Source organism: Streptosporangium sp. NPDC000095, assembly GCF_042899335.1.
Classification (GTDB): Bacteria; Actinomycetota; Actinomycetes; order Streptosporangiales; family Streptosporangiaceae; genus Streptosporangium.
Window position 1 is genome coordinate 354941 of the sequence record NZ_JBIAZS010000004.1, and the last position, 26611, is coordinate 381551.

Sequence of the window (26611 nt, forward strand, 5' to 3'; positions counted from 1 at the left end):
GCTCATGCGTACCACCCGACAGGCCCTCTCCGGTGTGCTCCGCCCCTCGGACGAGGTGGCCGAAGCACTGGAGCGGGGTGCCCCGATCGTGGCACTGGAGTCCACGATCATCTCTCACGGCCTGCCTCAGCCCCGCAACCTCGAGGTCGCGGTGGAGCTGGAGCGGATCGTCCGGGAGACCGGGGCGGTGCCCGCGACGATCGCGGTGCTGGACGGCGTGGCGCGCATCGGCCTCGACAAGAGCGAGCTGGAGCGCGTCGCCGGCGAGCCGGGGCTTCGCAAGCTGGGCTTTCGCGACCTGCCCACCGCCGCCGCGCTCGGGGCGAGCGGGGCGACGACGGTCTCCGCCACCTCGTTCCTCGCCGCCAGGGCGGGCATCCGGGTCTTCGCCACCGGCGGCCTCGGCGGCGTGCACCGCGGCTGGACCGAGAGCCAGGACGAGTCGGCCGACCTCGACATGCTGAGCCGGACCCGCATCACCGTGGTCTGCGCGGGGGTGAAGTCGATCCTGGACGTTCCGGCCACCCTGCAGCGGCTGGAGACGCGCGGCGTCACGATCGCGGGGTTCCGCACCGACGAGTTCCCCGGCTTCTACCTGCACTCCTCCGGCGAGCCGATCGACTGGCGCATCGAGACCCCCGACGAGGCGGCGGGCATCATGCGGGCCCAGGACGCGCTCGGCGGCCCGGAGACCGCGCTCATCGTCGCCAACCCGGTGCCGCTGACCGAGCAGCTCGACCCCGGGCTGCACGACCGCGTCCTCGCCGGCGCCCTCGCCGAGGCGGAGGAGCGGCGGATCACCGGTCAGGCCATCACCCCGTTCCTCCTGGGCTACCTGGTGCGCGGCACCGACGGCGCCTCGCTGGAGGCGAACCTGGCCGCGGTACGGGGCAACGCGCGTGTCGCCGGGCAGATCGCGGCCTCCTGGAGCCGGGGAGACTGAGGGCACCGTGGCCGGAACGGGTCTGCTGATCATCGGCGACGTGGTGACCGACGTCGTCGCACTTCACGGCGGGTCCGCCAGGAGCGGTCTGGCCGTCGGGACGGACACCGCCGCCGACATCGTGCTGCGTCCCGGCGGCTCCGGCGCCAACACGGCCTCCTGGGCCGCCTGGCTGGGCGCCGACGCGCGGATCCTGACCCGGGCCGGCTTCGACACCGCCGACTGGCACGCCGCCGAGCTGCGGCGGTTCGGGGTGCGGCCGCACCTGCGGGTCGACCCCGACCGGCCCACCGCGGTGGTGATCGCCATGGTGGACGTGACCGGGGAGCGTTCCATGCTCACCAACCGGGGCGCGGGCGGACACATCGGCACGGGCGACTGGGACGAGACCCTGCTCGACGGTGTGGGTCATCTCCATCTGTCCGGATACACACTGTTCGCCGAGCCTGGGCTCCAACTTTCCCGGCTGGCGATGGCCGAGGCGTCCCTGCGCGGGGTCTCGATCAGCGTGGACCCGGCCTCGACCGGTTTCCTGCGCTCGTTCGGCGTCGAGCGGTTCGTCCGGGAGACCCTCCCCGCCCAGCTGGTCATTCCCAACCTGGACGAGGCGCTGCTGCTCACCGGCGAGACGACCCCCGAGGGGGCGGCCGAGAGTCTGAGCCTGCGCTACGGGGCCGCGGCGGTGAAGCTGGGATCCCGCGGCGCGCTGATGGCCAGGGAAGGAAAGTTGGCCGCCCGGGTTCCCGCGCTCACCACCGAGGTGGTTGACTCCATTGGAGCGGGGGACGCGTTCGCCGCCGGGCTGCTGACGGCCCTGCTGAGCGGGGCCGCCGACGAGGTCGCGCTGGACGCGGGACGCCGTGCCGGGGCGGAGGCCGTGACGGTTCTGGGTGGCCGTCCACGTGTCCTACCGTCTGATTTGGGTACCAGGGAGCTTTACCCTCTTAATGCCAATTGATAGCTTGCGGCGTAAGCTGCACCATTAGCCACACGCGTCACTTTGGGGAGGTTACGGTCCGCCGATGGATGCCGAGTCATCGATCTGCCTGAGTGATCTGGTCCCGGCCCTGCGCTGGAGCCGTCCCCAGCAGGTCGCCGAAGCCCTCGCCGACCCCCGGCTGCCCGCCGGCTGGTGGTCGTCGGTCACCCTGCCAAAGGCCCTCGGCGCCGCGGGGCTCGACTGGGTTTGCGACAGGCTGGCCCGGCTCTCGCTGTCACGCTGGGATCATCTGCCGTTGAGCGACGTGCTGCCCGCGCTGCACGTGCACACGGTCGATCCCACCCTGCCCGACTGGCCGGAGCCCGCACGCTCGGCCATCGCCGGCCTGGGCGGCTGGAGCCGCCTGCGCCGCCTGACCGCGGGAGACCTGAGCGCGCCCGCGACGCCCTCCCCGGAGATCGTGGTCACCGCCGTCTTCCGCGAGGTGCTCAGCCACGTCCCCGGGCTCGCCGAGCAGACCGCGCCGTCCGCGCCGGCCGCCGTCCACGCCCAGGTCCCGCTCCAGGAGCGCGACCAGGACCCGGCGCAGACACCCGCGCCGCGGATTCCGGCTCAGCCGTCGGCGCCGTCGGCGCCCCAGGTGCCGGTCCCCGAGCCCGCGGCCGCAGAACCGGCGGTCCCCGAACCGGCCGCCCCCGCGCCCCCGGTCAACCTCAACGACTATCCGCTGGTGCGCCTGGTCGACAACATGTTCCGCGACTGGAGCCCGCTGGAGCGCGCGGTCGCCGTGGAACGGCTCTTCGCGGTCGAGCCGATCAGCCTGCGCGCGCTCGCGCACAAGCTGAACGCCGACCGTGACGCGCTCTCGGCGGCCCAGCGCGCCGCCGAGGAACGCATCCTGCTCTGGCTGCGCTCCCCGGAGTCCGCCCCGCTCACCGGGCACATGTTCGGGCTGACCGAGTGGCTCGGCGCCGCCGCCACCAAGGACCAGCTCATCGGCGCCGACCCCGCGCACCCGATCGAGGTTCCGACCCTGCGGACCCCGCTGTGGAGGGTGCTCGTCACGCTCATGCCGGACCGGCGGCTCCAGGACGACTGGCTCGTCGTGGGCGATCTGGGCGGCCTGCGCGAGCGGACCCGCCAGCTCCTGTCGAACAAGCCGATCGACAGCGACTCGCTCAGGCTCATGGAGCACCAGCTCGGCATCCGTGCCCACTCGGCCCAGCCCTGGCTGGACGCCCTCGCCGCCGCGAGCACCGCGCAGGAGGCGGCCCTTCAGGAGGGTTCCTCCGAGGAGGTCAGGCAGCTGCCACGCCGCACCCCGGGGGCCAACGGCCACCACCACCGCGGCGGGCAGCCGATCCCGCAGGTGAACGCCGGCGCCATCGACCCCCGCGCGGCCCTGGCCACCCTGTCGGCCCTGGCGAGCGGAAACTCCAGACCGCACCTGATCACCAGCCAGCGGGCCCCGCTGCACTCGCCCGCGAGCCCGTCGTCCGACCCGGGCCGCTGGCAGCGCATCGAGGTGACCAGCGACCACCTGCGGGGCGGTCCGGTGGCCGTGCCCGAGGGATACGCCACCCGGCTGGGCATGCGTCCCGGCACGCTGCTGTCGGTCACCGGCCCCGGCGACAACGCGGTGGTCCTGGTCTGGCGGGACCACCCCGTCTTCGACTCGCTGCAGCCCGTCCTGATGCGTCTGAACGCCCGTCCCGGCGACCAGGTCTACGTCACCGTCGACGGCTACCGCCTGGACGCCCAGCTGCCCGCCTGAATCCCGCGCCTCCCCTGCCCCGGACTTGAGGAAAAGGGCCCCGGGGAGGTGGGTCAGGGCTTTCCTCGACCACTCCCGAACAGGTCACTCCCAGACATCATCGTCAGGGCGCGGAACCGGACGATCTTTCCCGGCCGCTCTTCTTCGGCGCTATGCTTTTGGGACTCAAGTGACTTGGCAACACCACTGTGACCCGTTTTGACGAACGGGCTCTCATTGGTGTTGTTTTCTATGACTTTTTGTCAAGAAATTGTCATCGTTTCTCCAACAGCGGGAGTCCGTATAGCTCTCTCCCTCCATTGCCTTGTGAGGTGTTCCCTAGAACGCGGACGGGGACGGCGGGCGACCAGGTCGCGCTGGGGCACCCGGGATCAGAGAGCGACTTCGAACTAGCCGATGAGAAAATTCGCCCGCGTCTGGCTGGGGATGACATTCTCGACCGTGGGGTCACGAGCCGTGAGTGTCGCCTATCCCCTCCTGGCATTGACTCTGACCGGTTCCCCGGTGCAAGCGGGCTGGACCAGTTTCGCGCTGACCTTCCCGATTCTGGTCTTCTACATTCCGGCGGGTGTCCTGGCGGACCGGGTGAACCCGCGCTCGCTCATGCTCCTCACCGAGACCCTGCGAGGACTGATCGTCTTCACCGTGTTCCTCGCGCTCGTCCTGGACCGCCCGTCCCTGACACACCTCCTGGCGGCCGCCTTCCTCGAGGGCACTCTGTGGGTGCTCTACTCGCTGGCGGAGACGGCGCTGATCTCGTCCCTCGTCCCAAAGGATCAGGTCTCCCTCGTGATGGCGAGGAGCGAGACGATCTCGCATATCGCAGTGCTGGCGGGCAGGCCGCTTGGAGGGTGGCTCTTCGGGGTCATGTACGCGATGTCCTTCGCGGTGAACGCGGCGCTGTTCTTCCTCGCCCTCCTCTCTCCCCTGAGCGTGGCCGGCGGCAGGACGGAGCACAGGACAGGTCGTCCGCGACTGCGGGTGCTCCGCGAGATAGCCGACGGGGTGCGAAGCCTGGCGGGACGGCACCTGCTGAGGGAGATATCCGATGGTTTCCGGGAACTGTCCAGGCACAGCTTCCTTCGCAGGGCGATGGCCGTGACCACGGTCACCAACCTGATGGTGAACGCGCTCATCATGATCTTCATCGCGGGGTCGGCGAACCTGCCCTCGCACCAGGTCGGCCTGGTCCTCGCCGCCGGAGGCCTGGGCGGCGTGGCGGGATCGGCCCTCGCCCCCTATCTCAGGCTCGAACCGAGGAACTTCACGCTCTTCGCCCAGCTGTGGATATGGGTGCTGGCGCTCTTCGTCGCGGCGTACGGGGAGAGGCCGCTCTTCTTCGGGCTCGCGATACTGCTGACCGGCTGCACCGGGGCGCTCAGCAACGTGGCCATCAGAACCTTCGAGGTCGGCACCGTCGACAAGGGCAAGCTCGGGCGGGTGATGAGCGTGCATCGGCTCGTCGCGCACGGTGCCGTGTGCGTCGCCGCCCCCCTCGGCGGGATCCTGGTCGCCGGGTTCGGCGTCCGCAGAGCGGCCGTCATCCTGACCGTCCTGATGTTCGCCGTCGCCATGGGGGTGACGTTCACGTCACTGCTGCGCCTCCACGCCCGGCTCGGTCTCGCGGGGACGACCAGGAAAGTGAGGGCGACCGGTGCCCACGTGGCCGCCCGGGCGCTCACGACGTGGCGAGCAGCCGATCCGCTTCGGCCGCGAGATGCGCAGGCAGACTGGGCGCTCTCGCCTCCCTCGCCCGCCGGGCCAGATCGGCCGCCGACGCGGCGTCACCGGTCAGGGCGTAGACGCGGGCGGCGTACAACAGCGCCGGACCATGATCTCCCGCCTCGGCCGGCACCGCCCTGACCTCCCGTTCCGCCTCGGAAAAGCGTCCCAGGACAGCCAGCGCGAGAGCGTGGGCGGCCCTGGTGGAGGGCCACTGCAGCGGCCGGACCCTGTCGAGGTCGCGTAGCGCGGCCTCGGGCTGGCCGAGGCCGACGAGGATCTCACCGCGGGCGCGCAACGCCTCGGCGAGGTTCCCCTCCCTGCCCAGCACGTCGTCGAGGACGTCACGCGCCGCGTCGGGATGGCCGTCGTACCAGAGCGCCCAGGCGAGCTCGGTCTGGATGTTCATGTCATCGGGCAGGCGGCGTATCGCCGAGTACAGCTCCCGCACCGCGGCCGAAGGGCGTCCCTGGGCCAGTCGCAGCCTGCCGATCCCGGCGAGAAGGCCGCCGACCGCCGAGGTCGCCCCCAGCGACTCGAAGAGGACCGCGGCGGTGCGGTAGTGGGAGACGGCCTTCTCGAAGTCCTCGCGCCGGTGCGCGACGTTACCGAGGAAGGACTCGATCTCCGCCCGCGACCTGGTGTTGTCACCGCAGCGCTCCAGGGCCTCCTCCGCCTGCTTCGCGGCCAGCGCGAACTCCCCGTCGCGGAACGAGAGTTCGGCGGCGCGCAGGTAGTCGTCGGGGAACGACCCGCTCTCGGCCCGCACGACGAGATGGTCGTTCTGGAGGATGGGCTGGATGAGACGCTCGTGCGAGAGCTCACACCACCGAGTTCCGGCCTTGATGTCCTCACGCAGGATGTGGCGGTCGACCAGCGCCCTGACCAGCGCGTTCGGCATGCCGGCGGTGACGGTCTCCCCCTGGTAGACGACCTCGCGGGTGCCGAGCTCGGTGATGAAACAGCGGCGCAGCCAGCTCCTGAGCTCCGCGACGTCGTCCCCGAAGTGGTCACGGGCCACCTCGGAGATCATCCGCTCGGAGAAGTCGGTGAGCGAGCGGTCGGCGTTGGCGAACCTGCGGACGTGGTCGGAGGAGATGACCCGCACCTCCTCGGGCAGGGAGCGCCACATGGCCGAGCACACGACCTGCAGCTGGACGGGCTCGACCACCTTGGCGTCGGCGACGACCTCCTCGCCGAGCGCCCTGCCGACCCTGATCATGCGCAGGTCGTCCACCAGCCCCCGCGCCGCGCCGGGGGCGAACGAGCGGCCCGTCCCCTCGAGCGGCCCCTCGGTCGCCCGGACCGCGGCGGCCGTGTCGAGGGCGGTCAGTGAGAAGCGGCTTCTGGCCATGCCCGCCAGTTTCGGCTCGTGGGGCAGGATCGCGGCGAGGTGGTCCTCCCGGATCGAGACGAGCAGGCGCAGGTTCGGGTCGTCGTCCAGCGCCTCGACGAGCTGGCCGATGAACCACTCCCGGTACGGCTGGCGGTGGGCGAAGCCGCCGAAGAGCTCCTCGGCCTGGTCGATCGCGGCCAGGGTGAGCACCGGATCGCCGTACGGATCCTGGCGGGGCGGGCGCCGGCCCAGGAACTCGCGGATCGTCAGCCCCGCCAGCCGGGTGGGTGTCTCCAACGGGGACCACGACGACAGCAGCGCGAACACGTGCGGGTTGTGGCGTGAGAGCGCGGCGGAGGGGAAGGGCGAGCCGTGCGAGACCCGTCCTATCGGCAGGACGTCGGTCCTGCCCGCGTCCAGCAGCGGGAGCACCCCGGCCTGGATCAGCGAGGTCTTGCCCACGCCGGACGGCCCGTACAGCACGGTCAGGCGCCCGGCCTGCCACAGGTCGGAGACCTCGCGAGCCTCCCTGTCGCGGCCGAAGAACTTGGCGCGGTCCTCGCGGCGGAAGGCCCGCAGGCCGACGTACGGCTGGCCGGTCGCGTCGGACCTGTCGCGATCGGGGGTCACCTCGAAGGTCACGGCACCGGTCCCATCCGCCGGCGCAGCTCACGGCAGAACTCCTCCGCCGTCCCCCAGAAGATGGAGATCCGCCAGTCTTCGTAGTATCTGGCCAGCTGGCGCTGGACCTCCAGCACGTCCGCCTTCGTGCTGGCGAGCGAGGGGGCGAGCTGGACGCTCACGTGCCTGCGGCGGTTGATGCCGGGAACGGCTTTCAACAGCCCGTGGAAAAGCACGCGAAACGTCCAGTCCTGCAGGCTGTAGCCGATGAACAGCAGAGGTCTCCTGGTCAGCGCCGCGAGAATGGAGGTGGGCAGCATGCGCTGCCCACCCGCGACGCCGTCCACCGCGAGGTTGGTGAGAAACTCCAGATAGTCGTCCTCGGCCAGCACGATCGACGCCGGATCCTGCAGGTTGCCGTGCAGATGATAGATGAGCGGAGCCTCGGGCCTGGGGTTCCAGCCTGCCTCGCTGCTGAACAGATCTTCCGCGTAGGCAAGCCCTTTGTTCCATGGGCAAATTGCCACATTCGGCCTTTTTCCCACTGCTTCGAGCGAGCGCAGGATGAAGTCGTCGTAGTTCGTCGTCAGGTACACCGGAAGAGGGAAACTCGCCAGCAGGGCGTGCGGCTCAAGCGGGTCGAGGAAGTCGGGAGCTCCCCCGGCATCGAGTTCGTCGCAGATCCGCCTCTTCACATATACCGAATCCCCATATCTCATCACCGCGAACTGCGTCACCCTGGGGAGATCGTGGTCGTCGGCGAAGGGATAGTCCCATCGGCGCGCCATGTCGCGGCTCAGCGCCGTCCCCGTCGGCAGGGTGCCCACGCACGCCCCCGACCCCAGGAAGGGCGTGCAGTCTCCGCTGTTCAACTGGTCGAGCAGGCGCTCCCACTCGGCCTCCCCCATGTCGTGCACGCAGGGCACCACCTCACGGACGGCAGGTCCAATCAGGTCATGGACTCGATGCCGTACGACTCTATTGGCATGGTCAATCCCCCCCGCACGGTAAGGCATCCCCTGTGTCACCGAGGCGACCGGAGTGGGCGAATGATTCACGATCACCTTTCTGCCGCAACCCGCATGAAACGGCAAGGTGATTCCTCAGATCGAACTCGTGAATCCCGCCGCGGGCTCCGCCTTCTCCAGCAGCAATGGCTCCAGCATCCTGCGCAGCCAGGCCTCGTCGACCTCCGTGAGCTTCTCCAGGGAGAGGCCCTCAAGGTCGATGAGACCTCCCGGCCTTGAATCGTCATCGCGCATGCGTGCTCCCTATGACGTCGCGTCGCCTCCGGACCGACCCGGCACCGGTTTTTAGGACGCCCTAAAAGGGGGCGCGATACCACTCCCGAAAATTTCCGAGGCCAGGTTTTTTCTCAATGTGATTCTGTAATACCCCACTCTTCGAATCAACCTTTAGGATGACCGTACGATCCCTTTGGCTAGAAAAAGGCGGTGGCCCGAGGTGGTGGAGCTTTCACACGCGGCGAACACGGTGCCCGAGCGGCAGCCCGAGATCTGGGAGAAGGTCCCACCCCGCAACAGAAACTTCACCGGGCGCGACGACATGCTCCTCAAGCTCCGCCAGGGCATCAGCACCGTCACCGCCGTCGTCCCCCAACCCCAGGCGCTGCAGGGGTGGGGTGGTGTCGGCAAGACCCACCTGGCCATCGAGTACGCCCACCGCTACCGCTCGCACTACGACCTCGTCTGGTGGATCCCCTCCGACCAGCGCGTGCTGGTGCCGTCCGCACTGGCGGCGATGGCGCCCTACCTGGGCCTGCCGCCGGCGTCGGCCACCGGCGTCGAGGAGGCCGCCGAGGCGGTGCGCAGGACGCTGCAGAGCGGCACCCCCTACCGCCGCTGGCTGCTGATCTTCGACAACGCCGAGGAGCCGGGGCAGGTTCAGGAGTTCATCCCGCGCGGGCCGGGACATGTCCTGATCACCTCACGCAACCCCAAGTGGGAGGACCACTTCGAGACCCTCCAGGTCGACGTCTTCACCCGCGAGGAGAGCATGGCGTTCCTGAGGAAGCGGCTGCGCCGGGAGGTCCCCGACGACGACGCCTCGCGGCTCGCCGAGCAGCTCGGCGACCTTCCCCTCGCCCTGGAGCAGGCCGGCGCGCTGCAGTACGAGACCGGCATGTCGGTCGACGAATACCTGGAGCAGCTCAACGAGCAGGCGAGAAGGCTGCTGGGGGCCAACAGGGCACCGGGATATCCGCTCTCGATGACGGCGGCGTGGAAGGTGTCGGTGTCGCTGCTGGAGGACCGCCTCCCCGAGGCGATCACGCTCCTGCGGTCCTGCGCCTTCTTCGGCCCCGAGCCCATCCCCCGCGACGTCTTCCGCAGGGGAAACAAGGCCGTCGCACCCCGGCTCGGCGGAATCCTGTCCGACCCGATCCTGCTCGCCACGGCGCTGAGCGAGCTGAGACGCTTCGCACTGGCCAGGATCGAACCCACCACCCGCACCATCCAGGTGCACCGGCTGATCCAGGCGCTCCTGCGCGACGACCTGCCGGAGAAGGACCAGGCCGACATCCGGCACGAGGTGCACGTGCTGCTGGCCGGCAGCGCCCCCAACGATCCCGACGAGAGCGCCAGGTGGCGCCGCTTCGAGGAGCTGGTCGCCCACGTCACCCCCTCAGGCCTGGAGGAGTGCACCGATCCGGCCGTCAGACGGTTCGCCCTCAACATCACCCGTTACCTCTTCGTGTCGGGCAACTACCAGTCGGCCCGTTCCTTCCTGGAGAGCTTCGTCAAGAGGTGGACCGAGGTCAGCGGGGCGAGGCACCCGGACGTGCTCGTCGCGTACAAGCACCTGGGCAACGTGCTGCGCGGGCTCGGCCAGTACTCCGCGGCGTACGAGATCGACCGCCGGACCCTCGACGACATGCGCGAGGTCCTCGGCCACGACCACAACGAGACGCTCCTGACGACCAACGGCTACGGGGCGTCCCTGCGGGCGCGCGGCGACTTCATCGCCGCCAGGAAGCTGGACGAGGAGTCCCTGGCCGCGCACTCCGCCGGCCGTGGCCCCGGCCATCCGTCCACCCTGCGCGTGCTCAACAACCTGGCCCTCGACTACGCCCTCACCAGTGACTACACCGAGGCGCGGCGTCTGCACCAGGAGACGTATCTGGAGATGAGCGACGCGGGGGAGGGCATCGGCAGGACCGTCCTGCTGCTGTCGTGGAACGGCCTGGCCAGGGCCGTGCGGCTCTGCGGCGACTACACCGAGGCGTGCGACCTGGGCGAGGAGGCCTACGCCTACGGCGTCCAGGAGCTGACGCTCGACCATCACGCCACGCTGCTGACGGCGAAGGACCTGTCCATCGCCAAGCGACGCTCGGGCGAGGTGACCGAGGCGCTGGAGCTCGCGCGTGACACGCACACCCGCCTTCAGCGACTCTTCGGGGACGAGCACCCCGACACGATGGCCGCGGCGATCAACCTCTCCAACGCGCTGCGGACGACCGGCGACCTCGACGAGGCGTTCGCGACGGCGGAAAGGACGGTCGCCCTCTATCCCAGGGTGTTCGGCGAGGAGCACCCCTACAGCCTCGCCTGCGCCGGCAACCTGGCGATCCTGCATCGGTTGCGCGGTGACGTCGCGACGGCGAGGCGTCTGAACGAGAGGGTGAGGGAGGGCCTGATCGCCAAGGTCGGCCGGGAGCACCACTATCCGCTGACGTGCGCCATCAGCCTCCAGACCGATCTCGCGACCCTGGGGGAGACCACCCGGGCGTGCGAGCTCGGCGAGGAGACGCTCGCCCGGCTGCGAGGGCTCTTCGGCGAGAACCACTTCCTGAGCCTGTCCTGCGCCAACAACCTCGCCCTCGACCTGAGGGCCGCGGGCGAGAAGGAGCGGGCCGAGATCCTGTACGACGACACGATGCGACGCTACGAACGCCCGCTGGAGACCGGCCATCCCGACGCCCTCCTCGCGAGCGAGGGCCGTCGCATCGACTGCGACTTCGACCCCCCGCCGATCTGACCGCCGCCCCGTCCCGCTCCGGTGGAACGCCTTTGACCCCGCACTTTTTGGCCGGAACGCCGGTTTTCCGCCGCGGTCTCCCGGTCAGGGGCCGGTGTGGAGCCACCCGTTCGCCCGGAACCCGGGGTTGCGCCTTCTCCAGGCGTCGAGGTGACGCTCCGCCTCGCGCCGGGCCTGGCTCTCCGCGGCGGAGTCGACCGGTTCCGCGGCGCACTCCTCCAGCGTCTTCCTCATGCGCGCCACGAACTCCTCCCCGCGCTCGTTCAGGCCCCCGCTCGCCAGCAGCGTGCCGGTGACCGCGTAGGCGGCCCGCCTCCAGCGGGCGAGTTCCACGCGTGCCCGGAACGCCTCGGCGTCCCGCTCGAAACGGTGCTGCCTGCGCCAGAACTCCGCCACCCCGAGATAGGCGTACGAACCCTGCAGCAGGCCGTAGACGGGGCGCGGATCGTCCCGCCAGGGCGCGTAGTGGCGGGAGCCGTCGTCCGGCAGGGTGAGCGGGATCGCCTCGGTCAGCGCGGTGAGCTTCGCGTGCTGGATCTCGTGGGCGAACGTGGCCGCGAGCCCCACGCCGTGCCACGGGTCGGACATGGCGACGGTCCCGAACGTCTCGCGCGAGGTGGCGCTGTTCTGCCCCCGTTCCGGCGCCTTGACGGGGGTGAGCACCGACACGGTGAGCCTCACCTCCTCGGCCACGGTCGCGTGGTGCGCGGCGAGGATCCGCCAGGCGTCGTCCAGGTGCGTCCCCCACGCGCGAAGCCGCCCAGGGTCCAGCCGCGGCTCCGCGACCTCCTTCGCGGACCACCGGTACGGGTCGAGGTCGTCGACGACCGGCTCGAATCCCGGAGTCACCCGCAGCCCGTGAAGCGCCTGCCAGCCGGGCCGGTCGCCGCGGGGACGGACGCGGACCGTCAGGCCTGCGGCCTCGAGTTCGGCGCCGTCGGCGTCCGGTCTCACCGTGATGTCGACCGTCTCCTCCGCCCCCTCGGGGAGGGTGAGACGTCCCAGCGACGGCAGCATGATCGCGCCGTCACGGACGGGCAGCCGGACCCGGCAGGCGATCCGGGCCCGCACCGCGGCCACCACGGCCGGCGCGCCCAGCTGCGCGGGATCGTCGGACGTGCCGTTCCCGCTCCGCAAGGACCGGTAGGTCCGCCACGCCCACGCCCCCACCGCCGGATAGCGCAGCACGCGCTCGACCTCCTCGCCCGCCTCCACCTCCAGATCCGCCAGGAGGTCGTAGGCGCGTGCCGCCAGGGCGGCGCCGGGGTGGCTCGCCGAGCGCGCCTCTGTCACGACCCCGCGAATCAACATCCTGTTCTTGAGGCGCTGGAACGCGCTCAGCTCGGCCACGGCGTCGGCTCCGCCCTCACCGGCCGCCAGCGCGAGAACCGTCGTGTCGGACACTCCCTGCGCACCGAGCCTCATCGACTTCCCTTCAGCCGGGCGACGTCTCTCGCGAAACCTGTACGGATGTGGGTGATCAACCGGTAGAGGTCGGGACAGTAGACCGAGGGGCCCTTGAAACCGGTGGCCTCGCTGTATCTGTGCGCGTACAGCCCTCCGCCGCAGACCGAACGCAGGTCGCAGGCCAGGCAGGCGGGGGCGAGCGCGAGCTCGCCGATCTGCCGGGCGGCCATGGCCGGATGCCTGAGCGCGTCGTCGAAGGAGTCGCGGAGCAGATGCAGCCGGGTCGCGGCCGCTCCGTGGTAGCTGGACTTCAGGATGTCCGACTGCTCGATGCTGCCGTCGGTCTCCACCACGGCCATCCTGGCGGGTGAGAGCCCCACCGTCTCGCTGCGCGAGGCGCCTCCCGTCAGCAGGCGCAGGATCTCGCGGAACAGCCGGATCTCCGTCTGGTCGGCGGCCGAGCCGTACCAGCGGTCGAAGATCGGGATCAGCCAGTCGGCGTACGGTGTCACCTCGTCGTCCGGGAGGCGGTACGGCGGCGGGGCGGACCAGTTGCCGTGCGGGAGCAGGAAGTCGACGGCCGGTGGGTCGAAGGCGAGGAGCGCCTCGTAGGTCGCCAGCGGGTCGTTACGGACGTCGACGGTGCACAACAGGCCGCTGAACAGGTGGTGGAACGGGCCCGCGGTCAGCCTGCGGAGCGCGTCCGCGACGATCGCGTGGCTGCCCCGGCCGTCCGCGTAACGCCTGTGCCGGTCGTGGCCCTCGGCGTAGCCGTCCATGCTCACCCCGACGCGGATCTCCAGGCTCTCGAAGAGCCTCAGGTAGGCCTCGTCCAGGCGCAACCCGTTGGTCTGCACGCCGACGCGGACGCGGGTCCCGACGTCGGCGGCGGCCCCCCTGATGGTGCGCACGGCGTAGGAGATGAGATCGGGCCCGGCCAGCAGGGGCTCTCCCCCGTGCAGGATGACCTCGACCTCGGCCAATTCGTGGGCGAGCGCGTGCTCGGCGACGCGTCTCGCCGTACAGTCGACGATCGCCTTCGACATGCGCCGCGGCTGGGCCTTCCACGACTGGTCGGCCATCTCGTAGATGTAGCAATGGCGGCAGGCGAGGTCACACCTGCTGTGGATCTTCAGGATGAACTGCCGGAAAGCCGCCGGCCGCCACCCCGAGTCCAGCAATCCCCCGACATCGAGCGTCGCGGGGAACACGCTTCGAGGCAGGGGGATTATGGGGTCAGGTTTCTCCGGCAAACGTGGCACACCTCTCTTGCGCCATTCCCTATCTGGCATGACTTTGCCCCAATAGTCAAGTTTTCAGCCCCGCGCATTCCTACCCCTTCATCGACATGATCACTGGTTTTTCCTTCAATCTGGAACGACGGCCGAGCATCATCTATCGTGGAAACATCTTTCGGGCGTCACATAACGTGGTCTCGGCAGGGGGCTGATCAGCGATGCGCGAGTGGCCGTCGACTCTCGATATCGGAGGGCTGATGGCCGATGGCTGGCGGCCGACTCCGTTCCGGCAGTTCATCCTGAAGATCCACAGTAGGTGCGATCTTGCCTGCAAATATTGCTACATGTACGAAATGGCCGACTCCTCCTGGCAGACGCGACCGAAACAAATGTCACGGGAGATCTTCACCGCCACGGCCGAGAGAATCGCCCAGCACGCCCACCGCCACAACCTGGCCCACATTGAGCTCATCCTGCACGGGGGCGAGCCCCTGCTCGCCGGTCGTGAGGCGATCCGCGAGCTCGTCACGCTGGTCCGCTCCGCGGTCGGCCCCGCCACCAGGACCACCGTCGGCCTGCAGACCAACGGCACCCTGCTCGACCTCCGCCACCTCCGCCTCTTCGACGAGCTGGGCGTCCGGGTCGGGGTCAGCCTCGACGGCGACGAGACCATGCACGACCGGGGCCGCCGCCGCGCCGACGGCCGGGGAAGCCACGCCGACGTGCTGCGCGCCCTCGGACTGCTGGGCTCTCCCACCTTCAGGCACCTCTTCAGCGGCCTGCTGTGCACCGTCGACCTCAGGAACGACCCGATCGGGGCCTACGAGGCGCTCCTCGCCTTCGACCCACCGGCCGTCGACTTCCTGCTCCCGCACGGCAACTGGTCCGCGCCACCTCCCGGCCGGACCCCGGACACCGAGGCGACACCGTACGCCGACTGGCTGATCCCGATCTTCGACCGCTGGTACGCCGCGTCGCGGCGCCCCACCTGGGTCAGGACGTTCAACGAGATCATTCGCGGACTGCTCGGCCGCTCGTCGTCGAGCGAGCAGATGGGCCTGTCCCCCGTCGCGATGGTCGTCGTGGAGACCGACGGCGGCATCGAGCAGTCGGACGCCCTGAAGTCGGCCTACCGGGGAGCACCGGAAACCGGTCTGCACGTGGCGCGCGACTCCTTCGACGACGTCCTGCTCCTGCCCTCGATCGCCGCCCGCCAGATCGGCGAACTGGCCCTCTCCCCGACCTGCCGGGCGTGCCCGGTCTCCCGCGTCTGCGGAGGAGGCCACTACGCCCACCGCTACCGCTCCGGCCACGGTTTCGCCAACCCCTCCGTTTACTCCCCCGACCTCCTCCGCCTCATCGGGCACATCAAGGGAACGGTCGAAGCCGATCTGCGGGCCCGATCGAAACGGCAGAGAAAGGGCACGATGAACCTGCGTGAGCACCGGATCGCGGCCGGCACGTTCTCAGAACTCGCCGCCGGCGGTGGGGGCACCACCGCGGTCGCCGAACTGTCCGCCGCACAGCACAGCAAGCACATCCTGCTCGTACGCGGGGTGCTGGAAACCGCGCGGGCGAGCGGCCATCCCGACGCCGCCGCCACCCGCCGCGCCTACGACCTGCTCGCCACCGTCCAGCGCCGCTACCCCGGCGTCGTCAACGCGGTCCTGCGCCACCCGTCGGTGGGCGCCTGGGCGCGCCGTACGGTCAAGTTGCTCGACGCCGGCGACCGCGACGCGGCTCCGGGACAACTCGCGGCCCTCGCCGCCGCGGCGGCGATCCGTTCCGGAACCGCCTGCGAGATCGACGTACCGGCGGTGGAGGGGGTGGTCACACTGCCGTCACTGGGGCAGGCGATCCTGTCGCCGACCGTCTCGGTGGCCACGGTCGAGTGCGGCCCGGACGACACCGAGATCACCGCGGACGGGATCATCGTCAGGATTCCCGGCGACCCCCGCCAGGACGCCCCGGGCTGGCGAGGGCTGCGTTCGCTGTTCAGCGAGGCGGACGGCATCTCCCTCCGCCTGGTCATCGACGACCTCGACCCTTACCGGATGCCGGGGACGGGCAACATCGGCGGGCGTCTCACCGAGGCCGAGACCGAGCGGTGGCAGTCGACGCTGCATGAGGCATGGGATCTGCTGGTGCGTCACCACCGGACCGTGGCCGAGGAGGTGGCCACGGCGATCACGGTCCTCACGCCGCTCGTCGCGCCCGCCAGGGGCCAGTCGAGCTCGTCCTCACGGGAGACCTTCGGGTGCGTGGCCCTGTCGACGCCGCCGGACGCGTCCTGGCTCGCGGTCACGTTGACGCACGAGACGCAGCACGCGAAGCTCTCGGCCCTGCTCGACCTCGTTCCCCTCACCCTGCCCGACGACGGCTCCCGCTACTACGCTCCCTGGCGCGAAGATCCACGCCCCGTGCCGGGACTGCTCCAGGGCGCGTACGCCTTCCTGGGGGTGGCGGGCTTCTGGATGCGCCAGCGCGAATGGGAGTCGGGGGCGGCGGCCCTGCGCGCGAACGCGGAGTTCTTCCAGTGGCGCGAGGCCTCGCACCTCGTCACCGCCACCCTCCTCGGCAGCGGGCGGCTCACCCCCGCCGGTGAGAACTTCACGGCCGGTATGGCGCAGCGCCTCGACGACTGGTCGAGGGAGAGCGTGCCGGCCCGCGCACGAGCCATGAGCCGTGAACGCTCCGACGACCACTACGCGCGCTGGCTCGAACGCAACGGCTAGCGGCCGGAGCGGATCGGTCACGACATGACGTCCGGCGCACGGGAAATGCGGCGCGGCCGCCCGGACGCGCCGGTCACAGCGCGGGCATGCCGGTCACAGCGCGGGCGGATCGAAGTCAAAGTCGAGCCGCTCCCCCCTCAGCGCCACCGTCGTGTCGGGGTGCTCCTCGCCCAGCACCCGCCGATAGCGCTCGAAGGTGTCGGCCCGTAGTGTCTCCGCCTCCGCCGAGGCCCCCCGCGTCCGCAGGTCGATGACCAGGTTGTTCGCACAGGCGAGGGTGAGCGGGTGGTCGATGCCCAAAAGCTCCCGCAACTGGGCCAGGGTCTCTTCACCCAGTCGCCCGGCCTGGGAGACCTCTCCACCGGCGGCGAGGTCACTGGCGAGGTTGATCGCGCAGGTGAGCGAGTAGTGGTGCTCACGTCCCAGCGTGCGGTCGAAGCCCTCCAGAGATCTCAGGTCGAGCTCGGTCGCCTCCTCGATGTCTCCGTTGACCCGCAGCAGTAGCGCGAGGTTCATGTTGCAGCCGAAGGTGAAGGGGTGCTCGTCCCCGTAGCGCCTGGGATAACGGGCCGCCGTATCGCGCAACAGTCCCAGCGCCTCGTCGACCTCACCCCTGGTGCGCTGCGCGTTGGCCAGGCACAGGGCGGCCGCGAGCGTGTCGGGGTGGTCGCGGCCGAAGATGCGCTCCTCCAGCTCGAACGTCCGCTGGGCGATCTCGAACGCCTCGTCGATCAGTCCCGCCCTGCGCTTGGCGATGGACAGGTCCTTGGCCGCACGCAGGGTCCTGGGGTGGTCGGCCCCGAGCTCCTGGACGCTGAAGTCGTAGGCGTCCTCGCCGATGTCGCAGGCCTCCGAGTATTCGCCCCTGAGCCGCACGATGCGGGCCAGGCCGTTCCATGAGGTGAGGATGGACTGCTGGCTCGACTTGGAATCGCCGGAGCGCTGCAACGTGTAGGCGGTCTGCTGCAGCTCGCTCGCCTTCTGGTAGTCGCCGAGCAGCATGTAGTCGAGCGCGAGGTTGTTCATGGTCCGCAGCGTCCGGCGGTGTTTCTGGCCGAACAGCGTCCGGTGCTGACGCAGCGACTCCTCGTCGTGCGCCAGGGCGGCCGCGAAGTCACCTCGCATCCTCAGGTCGCCGCCGTGGCTGTTGGTGATCAGCAGGGTCTCCTCGTGGTCGGGTCCGAGGACCTCCCGCATGTGCGCCAGGGTCTCGCGGTTGAGCTCGAAGGAGGCCCGGTAGTCGCCGAGCTCGCGCAGGATGATCCCGAAGTGCCGCTGCGCGGAGAGCACGTACTGGTCCTCGTCCCCGCTGTCGGCCCGCCACCTCTCGATCAGGCGCCCGACAAGGTTTCTCGCCGACTGGTAGCCCCCCGACGAGTAGAGGTAGCGCACGACGTCCAGGGCGAAGGCGCGAACGCGGGGATCCTGGCTGACCTCGACCGCCGCGGGGGTCACGTGGGTGAGCAGCTCGGCGTAGCGTGGCCACAGGACGTTGTTGTCGGGGAGGCCCGGCACCGCCGCCGCCAGCAGCAGGTGCACCTCATGGAGGAAGGACGCCTGCTCCTCGTCGCTCAGCTCGTTGCGCAGAAGTGCCTGGATCAGCCGGTGCACCTGGATGGTCCGGTTCTCGGAGTCGATCCGGACGAGGGCGTAACGCCCCAGCTCCCTGATGGCCTTGCTCAGCAGGATCGGGTCGGCGAGGATCGCGCCGAGAGACGACCCCGGAGCGAACTCCTCGGTGAGCACTCCGAAGACGTCGCGAGGGATCGGATCCGGTCCGAAGAAGGCGCAACAGCGCAGGAGTTGCACGGCCTCGGGCAGTTTCGCCTTGAGCTGCGACACCGACAGCGACCACGCCGCGGTCATGGACAGCGGGTAATCGGGCGCCTTGTTGGCCCCGAGCAGCTGGGCCGTCTGCTCCCGCAGCAGCCGGAGATACTGCTCGACGGACATCCCGGTCTCCGTCTGCAGGGCCCCGGCCTGCTCCAGGGCGAGCGGCAGGTCGCCGAGCTCCTCGGCCAGCCGGTTCCTGTCGTCGAGGCTGGTCGAGCTGGGCACCCGCTTGCTGAGGAACTCGATGCTCTCGGCCCGGGTGAAGACGTCGACGGGCAGGGTGTCGACCACGCTCTGCCAGGCGTGGTTGCGTGAGGTGATCAGGACATGCCCTGGACCGCGCGGGATGATCTCGTTGATGTCCTCCGGCTGCTCGGCGTTGTCGAAGACGAGCAGCCAGCGGGAGTAGGGCTCACCGCGGCGCAGCGCGTCCAGCACGGCCGCCGAGGCGTCCTCCACGCCCATCGAGGAGGAGGAGGGGACTCCCAGGTGCGGGGCGAGCGCGGCCAGCGAGGAGCGCACCAGCATCGGCTGGTCCGCGGGAATCCACCAGACCAGGTCGTACTCGTGCCGGAAGCGGTAGGCGTACTCGATCGCGACGTGGGTCTTGCCGACGCCGCCGAACCCGTGGAGGGCGTGCGGAACCACCGCGGTGACCTCGGCGGTGACCCCCGTGTGCAGCTTGTCGAGAAGATCTTCCCTGCCGGTGAAGTTCTTGTTCTGCTGGGGAACCTTGCCCCAGATCTGGGGCTGGCGTCCCGTTGTCCGGGAAGACCCCGACGACTGTGAAATGGGCACGCGACCGCCTCCACTCACCCGATTTGGGATCAGCCTAGACGCCCGCCCCTCACACGCGCATAAACAAAGAGGTCAGAGTCTTATGGCTATGTCCCAAAAGGAGATAACTGTCACACCTTAAAAAGGATTGTTATCCGTAAACCATACCGGCCCGTCTTCCAAATTATCTTCGGAGGCACTCGTCCGACCACCGGAAGAGTGTAACGATGGGCCAGGGCGGGGACACACGGAGAGCCGGAAACGCAGGGGTGCGAGGGAGACCGCATGAGCGACGAAACCGTCATAGCCGACACCGATTACCACAAAGGCCTGATCGACCTCACAGGGATGAACCTAGCCGATCTTGATGGGATCGACGATTCCGCTCTTGGACTCGCGCTGCGGGAAATAGTCGAGGACGAGGACACCGGCCCGGTGGCCGGATTTGATTCGTTCATATCAAAACCTTTGTGACACCCCGGCGATGTGCGACATTGGAGTGCGATACTCACGCTCTTTGTCGACAAACATGGTGGAGCCGTGGACGACACCGACTGGGAACGTTTGATCGACCAGCTCGGCAGGGGTGACTGCGCCCCTTTTCTCGGAGCGGGGGCCTGTGCCGGCACCCTGCCCACCGGCGCCGCTCTCAGCAACCAGTACGCCCTCCGCTACGGCTATCCGTTCTCCGACGCGGGCGACCTGGCCCGTGTGATGCAGTACGGCGAGGCCGTGGTGCGCGATCCGGTCGACCTCAAGGAGACGGTCTGCGGCCACCTGCGCTCGCACGGCCGGCCTCCGGTGACTGATCCCGGCGAGCCTCACCGGCTGCTCGCCGGTTTCCCGCTCACGACGTTCCTCACGACGAACTACGACGACTTCCTGGCCGAGGCGTTGCGGGCGGAGGGCAAGGATCCCCACGTCGCCGTCTCCCCCTGGTGGGACACCGACCCCGGCGCGGCCCCTCTCCTGCCGGAGCCGACGGTGGAGCGGCCCATCGTCTACCACCTCCACGGGAGCTGGGCGGAGCCCGCGTCGCTGGTGCTGACCGAGGCCGACTACCTGACGTACCTCGTCAACATGGTGGACGCCGTCGCGACCGACGGGCGGCATCCGCTGCCGATCCCGATCCTGCGGGCGATGACCACCCGGCCGCTGCTCTTCGTGGGCTACAGCCTGCAGGACTGGACATTTCGGGTGCTGTTCCACGGCCTGGTGCGCAACACACCTCGCAGCAACAAGCGGCGGCACGTGAGCGTGCAGCTCATGCCCGAGGTGAGCCGCCCCACGGGCGGCACCGGGAGCACCGGGAGCGCGAAGAGCACCGAGAGCGCGGAAAGCAAGGCCAGGCGCTACATCACCCACTATCTCGACCGCTGGAACATCTCGATCTTCCTGGGGACCGCCTCGGAGTTCTGCGCGGAGCTCCGGCGGAGAATGGGACGGACGTCATGACGACCGCGACACGCGCCGGCGACGGAACCATCCGGCCCTACGTGGGGCTGCGTCCCTACGACCGGAGCGAGCACACCCTGTTCTTCGGACGGGAACGCGAGGCCCGCGACATCGCCACCATCTGGCAGGCCACCGGCCTCACCGTGCTGTTCGGGGCCTCCGGGGTCGGCAAGACGTCCCTTCTGCAGGCGGGTGTCTTGCCCCGCGTGGAGCCCGAGCGCGCCGACGTGCTGCCCATCGCCCGCGTGTCACCCCACGGCATCGCCTCGCTGCGTCCGAAGATGCCCGGCAACCCCTATGTGCTGGCGCTTCTGTCGGCCTGGGCCCCCGACCGGCCACTGCCCGCGCTGGCGGGGCTCACGATCTCGGACTTCCTGGCCGAACGCCCGGAACGCACCGACAGATACGGCGACCCGGTGCCCGTCCTGGTCGCCCTCGACCAGGCCGAGGAGCTGTTCGGCGGCCCGCTCGACCGCGAGGAGGACCGCAACGAGCTCCTGCGCCAGCTGGCGCGGGCGGTGGAGGATCACGACGGCCTCCACCTGCTGCTTTCCCTGCGCGAGGAGTATCTGGCCTCCGTCCTGCCGCACGAGCGCCCGCTGGGCCGAGGTTCGCGGGCGCGGTTCCAGCTGCCGCCGCTCACGCGCGCCGCGGCGCTCGACGCCACCACGAGGCCGGTTGAGCGCACCGGCAGGTTCTTCGCCCCCGGGGCCGCGGAACGGCTCGTCGACGACCTGCGCACCGTCCCGATCTCCAACGACGAGGGGCAGACGACCACGCTGACGCTGAACACGATCGAACCGGTCCAGTTGCAGGTCGTCTGCTCCGCGCTGTGGGAGTCGCTGCCCTCCGGGCTCAGGGAGATCAGCGTGGACCACGTGAACCTGCACGTGAACGTCGACCGGTTCCTCACCGGATTCTGCGATCGGATGCTCGCGCGCGTCTCGGCCGGATCCGGTGTCACGTCGAGCGAGATCCGCTCCTGGCTGCGCAGGACCTTCGTCACCGAGCACGGGACGCGCAACACCGTCTACGAAGGACTCCACGAGACGGCCGGCATGCCGAACGCCGTCGCCAAGGCCCTGGAGGACTCCCACATCCTGCGCGGCGAGCACCGGCTGGGGATCCGCTGGTACGAGCTGCAGCACGACCGTCTGATCGGGTCGGTGCGCCAGTCGCGGCCCCCGGCGTCCTATCTCGGCGACGCGCGGCTCGCACTGGCCAGAGAGAGCTGGGAGACGGCCCGCGGGCTCGCGGAGGAGGCGGTCCGCGCCTCGGGGAGCGGGGAGACGTGGGTGCGTGCCGAGGCCCTGCTGATCCTGGGAGAGGTGGCGTCGGCGGAAGGTGAGACGGAGAGCGCACGCAGCCGGTTCGAGGAGGCGGCCGACCTGTTCGCGACGCTGCAGCGGTTCAACGGCGTGGCCTCCGCGCTGACTGGGGAAGGGCGGCTCTGGCTGGCGCTGGGACACTACGACAGCGCCGTCGAGCGGCTGCGCGCCGCCCTCTCCTGGGTTCCCAACGACCTGCCGGCGCATCTGGCGCTCGGGCAGGCCCTGTGGCATCTGGGACAGCCGCGCGCCGCCCTCGCCCTGCTCAACGGGGCCGTGGCGCTCGCGGACGAGCCCCCCGCCGAGGCACTCGCGCTGCGCGGTGAGATCCTGGCCGACCTCGGAAAGCCGGTGGAGGCCCTGCGCGACCTGGATCGGGTACGCAGGCACCAGCGGCCCGGCACGATCGCCGCCAGAGCGCTCGCCCTCGCCCTGGAGCAGCGGTTCGACGCCGCCCAGCAGGAGATCCTCGACGCCCTCGCCGACGGCTCCGACAGCGACTCCGACAGTGGCCCCCTGCTGGTGCGGGCCGCACGTGTCCACGCCCTGCTGGGGCGGCCCACCCTGTCGGAGGAGTTCGCCTCGCGGGCGCTCGGCGCGGTCACTCCCGGGCTTCCCGGGCATCTGCGGGCGCAGGCCGAGGAGCTTCTGCGGAGGACGGCGTGACGTCGTCCGCTCTCGCCGCCTCCCACATGTGGTCGAACTGGCTCACCCAGTAGGTGTACCAGCGTTCGTCGCGGCCACGGGTCAGCTCGAGGTGCATGCGCGAGGAGATGGACGTGTTGTGGAAACCGTGAATCTCCACGATGACACGGCCCCCGGGGGTTTCCGGGTCGACAAGGACGAGGCTGAATCCCGGGTTGTAGGAAAGAAGGCGGTATTCGAACCGGCCCGCCGTTTTCCAGCCGCTCATCAACCGTAGGCGTTCCGTCGTGCTCTCCAGCGCGGCGGGAAGCCGCTGGACGGGAAACTCGACCGAATCGTCCAGCTGTTTCGCGGCCTGCCGGACCGCCGCCTTCTCCGTGGGGTCGAGAATGACGATCCTGGCGCTTCCCCGCTCCCTGGCGAGGACCGTGTTGCGTATCAGCTCGCAGGTCTGCGCCGACAGCAGGTTGACCGCGGAGGGCGCGAACACGCGCACGTCACGGGCCTGGGCGAGCAGCGAGGAGAGCGGCACCCTGTCGTACACGGAACGGTCGTGCAGAAGGTCGGTGCGCGATTCCGCGGGCTCGTCGGTGAGGGTGAGCCGGTAGAGGAGCAGCCCGACCCCGGAGAACAGGGCCGCCCATCTGAGGTCGTCTTCCAGCTTGTCGGCGAATATCGAGAGAAAGGCGAAAGCGAAGAGGACGACGGTGAGAGCGTACGCGTCGATATGCTGCCGGGCCTTGAAATCCCTGCCGATTCTCTGGATCAGACGCACACCGACCCCCAACTCTTGAGCGCTGTCGAGAACAGCTATGCCCATTGTCCGGGATCGGGACCTCGTAATGTTCGATGTCGTTGGTTCCGGTCGGCCGGGCCCTCCCGCTGGGGAAAGACCCGGCATCCGTAATTCCGGCGACCGGCCGAACCACCCGGAGCGGTGACCGCTCCAGGAGCCGGCTCCGTACGACGGCCGGTCGGATGGTGACGGCGGTGTCGGACAGGGTCCGACGGTGTCCTACAGGTTCTTACAGGTTCTTACAGGGTCAGACGGTGGCCGGCTGGCGGCGGCGCTGCCAGAGGGCGTCGACGGCGAGGGCTCCGCCGCCGCTGAGGGCGATGACCATGGTGCCCGCGGCGAGGGCCAGCACGTACTCGTAGCCGCCCTCGCTCACCGAGAAGCCGTTGGAGAGGTGAACGAAGACGAGGGCACCGAGCATGACGAGCGTGAGCAGGAAGCCGAACACGGGCAGGGCCGCGCCCAGGATGAGCGCGATACCGCCCACGACCTCGATGATGGCGACCGCCGGTGCGGAGACGACCGCGAGGGGGATCCCCATGGCGTCGAAGGCCGCGGTGGTCTGGGCCAGCCCCGAGCTCAGGAACTTCTGTGAGCCGTGGAATACGAAGATTACGCCGAGAGCGATCCTCGCCAGCAACAGGACATACGGTCTTAGCTGGTCAAGCATTCTGACTCCTCCTGTCATTCGAATTTGTACAAACCATAGCGGTTAGTTCAAATTTGAACAAGCAGTAGAATGTTCCGGTGAGCGACGTGAAATGGCTCAATGAGAGCGAGATGGCCGCATGGATGGCTTATGTGGCCGCGACACACCTCCTGGAGCGACGCGTCGAGGATCAGTTGAAAGTCGATGCCGATCTGACCCACGCCCAGTACGAGATCCTGGCGAAACTCTCCCAGGACCCCGGCGGGCGGATGCGGATGACCGAGCTGGCCAACCGGTTGATCGTTTCGAAGAGCGGCCTCACCTATCAGATCGGCCAGCTGGAGCGGAGAGGGCTCGTCACCAGGGAGGCCTGTCCCTCCGACGAGCGGGGCGTGCTCGCCGTGCTCACCGAGGAGGGCATCCGTTGCCTCAAGCGGACCGCGCCGGGGCACGTGGCCGTCGTGCGCGCCTTCCTGATCGACCAGCTCACCCCCGAGGAGGTCGAGAGCATGCGACAGATCATGACGAAGGCCACCGCGGCCATGCGAGCGGCCCCTGCGGGCCCGCTCCGGCCGGGCAAAATCCCAGGGTAAGGCGCGGAACGGACCCATGAGACCGGTTCTCCCTTTCGGCTACGCGGTCGGAGGGAAGGCGGAAGAATCCGGTACGGCTCGCGCGGGGGGCATACCGCGCGAGCCGTCCGGATCAGGGCCGCACCACCTGGTCAGGCGGCGGTGCAGCTGACCGAGGAGGGCGCGCCGTTACTTCCTGACCAGTTGCCGGTGAACCCGAAGTTCGCCGTGGCACCCGCGGAGAGGTTGCCGTTGTGGGACACGTTCCGCACCGAGACGCTCGCGCCGCTCTGGGTGTGCTGTCCGTTCCAGAGCTGGGTGATGCTCTGGTTGTTGGGGAAGGACCAGTTCACCGTCCAGCCCGTGAGGGCCGCGCCGCCCGAGTTCCGCACGGTCACCTCGGCCTGGAAACCGCCCGGCCAGGAGCCGATCAGCTGGTAGCTGGCCGTGCAGGCCTTGCCGCCACCCGGAGTGGGAGTCGGCGTGGGCGTCGGCGTCACCGTGGGGGTCGGGGTCGGGGTGGGATCCGGGCCGGGTCCAGCGGCCATGGCCAGGTCGTAGGCGCGCTGCGGGACGAACTGCCCGGCCGCGGCGATGCAGCCGTCGGCCTCGCCCGGCAGCTTGATCCACAGGAAGGCGTCGATCATCGAGTCGCCGGTGGCGTTGGTGCTCGGCGTGCCGATCGCCCGCCCCGGCGGGTCACACCACTCGCTGCCCTGCGGGCCGTTGCCGTTGCGGCTGGTGTCGATCACCGCGCGGAGCCTGGAGATCCCGGTGGCGGAGATGATGTTCTTGGCGTAGGAGACCTCGGTGGAGGTCCACCGGTAGTTGGAGACGTTCAGGGAGATGCCGTCCGCGCTGTTCGCCACGTCCGCGGCCCTCAGGCGGTTGGCGGCCTCCGACGCTGACAGCCACCCCGAGTGCCCGATGTCGAAGTAGACCTTCGCCGAGGACGAGCCCGCCTTCAGCTTCTTGCCCGCGTACGCCATGGAGGCGTTCGTCTCCTGCTGCTGGGAGGAGTTCATGCAGCTGGTCATGATCGGGAGCACGTCCGGCTCCAGGATGATCGTCGCCGGGCGTCCCTGCAGACCCGCGGCCACCTCGTCGACCCACTGACGGTAGGCCGTGTGGTTGGGCGCGCCACCCGTGCTGGCGCCGCTGCAGTCGCGGTTGGGGATGTTGTAGACGACGAGGATGGGGATCTTGCCCGCCGACGCCGCCGCTCCGACGAACGACGACACCTGGCCGCGCACGGTGGAGGTGTTGGTGGTGGTGAACCACCGGGCCTGCGGCACGGAGGCGATCCGGGTCCGGATCACCTGCGCCTTGGAGTCGCCGGGATTGGCCGCGACCCACTTGGCGGCACCGGTGTCCGGATCGACGTAGAACGGGGAATCGGCGGCGGACGCGCCGGAGGCGCCGGCGAGCGCCGCACCTGACGCGATCACCAAAGCCGCGCAGAGCGTGGCCAGGATTGATCTTCTTGGCATGGATCGGCTCCTTCGAAGGAGGCATGGGAGCGCTCCCACCATAGGTGGCACGCCTCTTCCGCTGTAGTCCCCGCCGTCGGCGCCTCACTTCCTCGCGCGCTGACCTGTGCGAACACTCCTGACATCCGTTGAAAGTTTCACCACCCGGCACCGCCCGGCTGATCGGCGAGACAGCGACGATCGACGGCGCCGCAGGCGCCGAGCGCGCGTTCCGCCGCCGCACGATCTTCATGGAATCCTTCGAAAGGGATGAGCCACACCAAATGACGTGGTCTGCAGGCCTGCGGTCTGGAAGCCTGGTCTCCTATGCCCCGAGCACCCGAGCCCCTCCCTCACAACGCCCCCGATCGGTCG

General features: G+C 69.5%; 18 protein-coding genes and 1 pseudogene. 10 read left to right on the top strand and 9 right to left on the bottom strand.

All coding sequences use genetic code 11. The annotated features are described in order from the left end of the window. The first annotated feature begins 4 nt into the window (after positions 1-4). The 4 genes and pseudogenes from ACFY3V_RS12425 to ACFY3V_RS12440 all read left to right on the top strand — a co-directional run. Positions 5-943 carry a pseudouridine-5'-phosphate glycosidase gene (locus ACFY3V_RS12425; protein WP_362900734.1) on the top strand — a complete coding sequence of 313 codons (939 nt, stop codon included), beginning with the start codon at positions 5-7 and terminating at the stop codon, positions 941-943. Positions 944-950: 7 nt separating this feature from the next. Next, positions 951-1901: a sugar kinase gene (locus tag ACFY3V_RS12430; RefSeq protein WP_350944021.1), complete on the top strand. Its 951-nt coding sequence runs from the start codon at positions 951-953 to the stop codon at positions 1899-1901. A gap of 64 nt (positions 1902-1965) precedes the next feature. Beyond that, entirely contained in the window at positions 1966-3657 is a 1692-nt protein-coding gene (locus tag ACFY3V_RS12435) for a hypothetical protein (protein ID WP_362900732.1), read from the top strand. Positions 3658-4053: 396 nt separating this feature from the next. Next, a pseudogene (locus tag ACFY3V_RS12440) lies at positions 4054-5241 on the top strand (MFS transporter); the annotation flags it as partial. A gap of 94 nt (positions 5242-5335) precedes the next feature. Here the strand turns inward: ACFY3V_RS12440 and ACFY3V_RS12445 are convergent. The 3 genes from ACFY3V_RS12445 to ACFY3V_RS12455 form a co-directional block, all read right to left on the bottom strand. Then, entirely contained in the window at positions 5336-7357 is a 2022-nt protein-coding gene (locus tag ACFY3V_RS12445) for a tetratricopeptide repeat protein (protein ID WP_389772688.1), read from the bottom strand. Next, on the bottom strand, positions 7354-8244 hold the full coding sequence (locus tag ACFY3V_RS12450) for an SIR2 family protein (RefSeq protein WP_350944250.1): 891 nt from the start codon (positions 8242-8244) through the stop codon (positions 7354-7356). The genes ACFY3V_RS12445 and ACFY3V_RS12450 overlap by 4 nt, the downstream gene beginning before the upstream one ends. Before the next feature lie 195 nt (positions 8245-8439). Continuing rightward, a complete protein-coding gene (locus ACFY3V_RS12455) occupies positions 8440-8598 on the bottom strand; it encodes a hypothetical protein (protein WP_362900728.1) in 159 nt (52 codons plus the stop codon). 205 nt (positions 8599-8803) lie between these two features. Between ACFY3V_RS12455 and fxsT (ACFY3V_RS12460) the strand changes: the two genes are divergently transcribed. Next, complete coding sequence (gene fxsT / locus ACFY3V_RS12460) at positions 8804-11332, top strand: FxSxx-COOH system tetratricopeptide repeat protein (protein WP_389772692.1); 2529 nt, start codon at positions 8804-8806, stop codon at positions 11330-11332. Between the two features lie 84 nt (positions 11333-11416). On the opposite strand, the gene ACFY3V_RS12465 is transcribed toward fxsT (ACFY3V_RS12460), so the two are convergent. Both ACFY3V_RS12465 and ACFY3V_RS12470 read right to left on the bottom strand, forming a co-directional pair. Further along, positions 11417-12757: an HEXXH motif domain-containing protein gene (locus tag ACFY3V_RS12465; protein ID WP_389772695.1), complete on the bottom strand. Its 1341-nt coding sequence runs from the start codon at positions 12755-12757 to the stop codon at positions 11417-11419. After that, complete coding sequence (locus ACFY3V_RS12470) at positions 12754-13950, bottom strand: FxsB family cyclophane-forming radical SAM/SPASM peptide maturase (protein WP_362900722.1); 1197 nt, start codon at positions 13948-13950, stop codon at positions 12754-12756. The genes ACFY3V_RS12465 and ACFY3V_RS12470 overlap by 4 nt, the downstream gene beginning before the upstream one ends. A gap of 284 nt (positions 13951-14234) precedes the next feature. Here ACFY3V_RS12470 and ACFY3V_RS12475 point away from each other — a divergent pair, with 284 nt between their 5' ends. Next, entirely contained in the window at positions 14235-16712 is a 2478-nt protein-coding gene (locus ACFY3V_RS12475) for an FxsB family cyclophane-forming radical SAM/SPASM peptide maturase (RefSeq protein ID WP_389772699.1), read from the top strand. 93 nt (positions 16713-16805) lie between these two features. On the opposite strand, the gene fxsT (ACFY3V_RS12480) is transcribed toward ACFY3V_RS12475, so the two are convergent. Beyond that, the gene (gene fxsT / locus ACFY3V_RS12480) at positions 16806-19343 is read right to left on the bottom strand and encodes an FxSxx-COOH system tetratricopeptide repeat protein (RefSeq protein ID WP_362900718.1); all 2538 of its coding nucleotides are present in this window, start codon (positions 19341-19343) and stop codon (positions 16806-16808) included. A gap of 264 nt (positions 19344-19607) precedes the next feature. Between fxsT (ACFY3V_RS12480) and fxsA the strand changes: the two genes are divergently transcribed. The 3 genes from fxsA (at position 19608) to ACFY3V_RS12495 (ending at position 22771) form a co-directional block, all read left to right on the top strand. Beyond that, positions 19608-19796 carry an FxSxx-COOH cyclophane-containing RiPP peptide gene (gene fxsA / locus ACFY3V_RS12485; RefSeq protein WP_389772703.1) on the top strand — a complete coding sequence of 63 codons (189 nt, stop codon included), beginning with the start codon at positions 19608-19610 and terminating at the stop codon, positions 19794-19796. A 66-nt stretch (positions 19797-19862) separates the two neighbouring features. Beyond that, positions 19863-20777 (top strand): SIR2 family protein, encoded by a 915-nt coding sequence (locus ACFY3V_RS12490; protein WP_389772705.1) that lies wholly within the window; start codon positions 19863-19865, stop codon positions 20775-20777. Then, entirely contained in the window at positions 20774-22771 is a 1998-nt protein-coding gene (locus ACFY3V_RS12495; RefSeq protein WP_362900712.1) for a tetratricopeptide repeat protein, read from the top strand. Before ACFY3V_RS12490 ends, ACFY3V_RS12495 begins: the two co-directional genes overlap by 4 nt. Here the strand turns inward: ACFY3V_RS12495 and ACFY3V_RS12500 are convergent. Together ACFY3V_RS12500 and ACFY3V_RS12505 are read right to left on the bottom strand one after the other, a co-directional pair. Further along, the gene (locus ACFY3V_RS12500; RefSeq protein ID WP_389772708.1) at positions 22707-23525 is read right to left on the bottom strand and encodes a hypothetical protein; all 819 of its coding nucleotides are present in this window, start codon (positions 23523-23525) and stop codon (positions 22707-22709) included. The genes ACFY3V_RS12495 and ACFY3V_RS12500 overlap by 65 nt on opposite strands. A gap of 268 nt (positions 23526-23793) precedes the next feature. Further along, the gene (locus ACFY3V_RS12505; RefSeq protein WP_350944042.1) at positions 23794-24216 is read right to left on the bottom strand and encodes a DoxX family protein; all 423 of its coding nucleotides are present in this window, start codon (positions 24214-24216) and stop codon (positions 23794-23796) included. 77 nt (positions 24217-24293) lie between these two features. Between ACFY3V_RS12505 and ACFY3V_RS12510 the strand changes: the two genes are divergently transcribed. Next, positions 24294-24788 carry a MarR family transcriptional regulator gene (locus tag ACFY3V_RS12510; RefSeq protein ID WP_362900707.1) on the top strand — a complete coding sequence of 165 codons (495 nt, stop codon included), beginning with the start codon at positions 24294-24296 and terminating at the stop codon, positions 24786-24788. 131 nt (positions 24789-24919) lie between these two features. On the opposite strand, the gene ACFY3V_RS12515 is transcribed toward ACFY3V_RS12510, so the two are convergent. Then, on the bottom strand, positions 24920-26257 hold the full coding sequence (locus tag ACFY3V_RS12515; RefSeq protein ID WP_362900705.1) for a glycoside hydrolase family 6 protein: 1338 nt from the start codon (positions 26255-26257) through the stop codon (positions 24920-24922). Positions 26258-26611 lie beyond the last annotated feature (354 nt).